We start from the raw sequence: 2,530 nt of genomic DNA, 5'->3' as shown, positions 1-2,530 counted from the left end.
TTGTAGTTCGGATGGAGCAGTTCCTGTCAGTAGTGACGGTACAAGATCCGCAAACCACCTGAAAGCCAGACCAAAAGCAGAGAGAATCTGGAATGCAGCGAGTGTTTTCACCGGAATTTTCTCGGTAAATGCAGCTCTAAGTTGCGGAATTTCCAAAGACATAAATGAGAGAATGAATGCATACAGCGACGAAGCCATTAGAGCAATATACACAAGGTACATCTCGTTGAACTGAATAAAGGTGTACATAGTGTATGTATAGAGGAAGTAGCCAATGGTGCCAGTCAAAAGAAGCTTGCCTCTGAGAGAATTCTTCAGAGCTATATAGAGAGAGATAATGAGCAGGGGTATCCATAGGAAGAGCGTTACAACATCTTGGCCTCTTGCTTGGGGTCCGAGAGCTATCGACTCGTATTTGTAGAGACCTTCACCATATATTGTGATTTCTCCGCTACGAAGAGATTCAAATTGGTAAGATCCCGGTCCACCTCCGACGAATGCGCCGTAAGATGCTGCCAACGCCGATAATACCGATATAACAATCACAAGAACCATAATTGGTTTAGCGAACTTCATTTGTCAACCTCCTTTTTCGATTTGTCGAGAACCCGAATCTTCTCTGATAGTCTTTTGAGACCTCTGTACAAACCTTCTATCTCTTCTTCTCTGCAATAATCAAAGAGTTCCGTTAAAAAACCTTTGCCCTCTTCAACTCGTTCCTTCCAGAAACTCTCGCTAGTTTCAGTCAATATGACTCTTATTGATCGACGATCTTCCTTATCTCTCTCGATTCTCACGAAGCCTCTTTTTTCGAGTTTCAAAGCTATCTGTTTCACATTCTGGTGGGAAGTCCCCATCACACTGGCTAGATCATTAATTGTTGGAGATACATCGCCAAACTGTTGAATCACAAGCGTCATGAATAGCTGTTTTGTAGTGAACCCTTCAGTTCGGAAGCTACGGTCAAGAATGGTCTGCAACTTGTTTGACAAAAAGAATATTGAGCCGAATATGTATCTCTCTTTTTCAAGTAAATTCACAAAAATCACCTATCCACAGTGAGGTTTCCCCGACTTCGTGAGTTGAAGTTCTGAAGTAGCTAATTCAGTGAAAAGGGAAATGAAAGTCAGAAAGTAGCCACTGTCATGCTACAAGAAGAAACTCACGTGTTTTTGATAGTTTTTGGTTAGTGCATTCTCATTTTGCAGAGTATCTTGTTTGGCGCACCTGAATTTACGTGTTATTCAGTCTTGACCACAACTCGCTCAAGAAGAAATACCTGAAGGTCATGGTTTTGCTGGTGAAACCTTGCTGGAGATCTTTGAGGAGGATGATGAGGGCAATTCCGCAAAAAAGACTGTGGTTGTGCAGGTTATTGACTCTGAAAATGACAAGTTGTCCCCTGCAATACCTAGTTTCATCAACAAGATATGGGAGCAAAGAATCTTTCCGGAAAACCAATTCATGAAATTCTCCTCTCAGATTTGGAGTGCGGTAGTGCTTCGGGAAAGCAAGAGCACGTCATTCTGAAAGAAATCAGAATGCGCTATCTTTGTTATGAGTAAACCATTTGCATCATACTTGTGAGTGCAAATCGATAGGATCAAGAAAGGTCAACACAATTGCCTTACTGGCCCTTCCTCACGTATTCACAGTAATTGCTTCATTCTTTGTTTGAGAAGTATATGACTTTGTCCATTAGTATCTCTTCGTAGGCGGCGCTTACTGCCGTTCTGGGATCTATGTAGGCCCTAAAGGCTATAAAGAGCTCTTCATAAGTAATTCGTTCATATTCTGATTCCGGTATAACTGCGCAGAAGTTTTCGCCTTTCGGGTTTGATCTTGCCACTTTCCAGACATAGAAGAGATCGGCGTTCGGATCGTCAGGCAAGAAACGCTTAGCGCTACCTTTTAACCCCAGTTTGCTTTCCTCGCTCATCTCGCTGTTTATACTCATGAAACCGAGGAGAATTCTTGATTGAAGCGGGAGAAGGTCTTTGACGATATCGTTCGTATATACTATGAAGTTAGAGTAGATAGCCTTTCCAGTAAGCGAGTGTATTGGTCCGTAAACGATTGCGAAATCCTCCCCGGTTTCGGAAAGGTCAAAAGTGTTTGTCCGAAAGTAGACTGTATCTCTCGTCTCGCCGAAGACATCTGTGCCCGTTTGAATGCCATGATAACTCTCTTCAAACCACCTGTAGGTCTTCAGTTCCGAAGCGTGCATGTCTCCGTATTCATCGAGGATGGCTTCACGAAGTCTATCCATAGTTTCCGTCAGTTGCAGTTCAGATGTATCACCGGTTGCTCTTACTCTTAAAGGTGTGACAGGGAAGGGATCCTTCTCGAGATCCTCTGGGGGTGTGACCCTGAAGACCCATCCTCTGAAATTGCTTTTGTAAGGCGGCTTCACAAGTATCTCCTTGTAGCCAACGAGAGGGGGATCGCTTGTGTAAGACTCGCAGTCTTCCTCGTTTTCGAAGAAGGCAGTCCTGAAAAGAAAGTTTAACTCGTCCCCTTCTTCATCAAG

At 43.4% G+C, this 2,530-nt stretch carries 3 protein-coding genes; all 3 read right to left on the bottom strand.

Annotated features, from left to right (window positions below):
* On the bottom strand, positions 1-576 hold a 576-nt coding region (locus ENN47_06950), incomplete at its 3' end, for a hypothetical protein (protein ID HDP77906.1).
* Positions 573-1,040, bottom strand: coding sequence for a MarR family transcriptional regulator (locus ENN47_06945; GenBank protein HDP77905.1), 468 nt, complete (start codon positions 1,038-1,040; stop codon positions 573-575). The genes ENN47_06945 and ENN47_06950, both read right to left, overlap by 4 nt.
* A gap of 623 nt (positions 1,041-1,663) precedes the next feature.
* The coding region (locus ENN47_06940; protein HDP77904.1) for a hypothetical protein at positions 1,664-2,530 on the bottom strand (867 nt) is incomplete at its 5' end.

This window comes from Mesotoga infera, assembly GCA_011045915.1.
GTDB lineage: Bacteria > Thermotogota > Thermotogae > Petrotogales > Kosmotogaceae > Mesotoga > Mesotoga infera_D.
The sequence above is the reverse complement of the archived record's forward strand: the minus strand, read 5'-3'. Positions and strand labels throughout refer to the sequence as shown.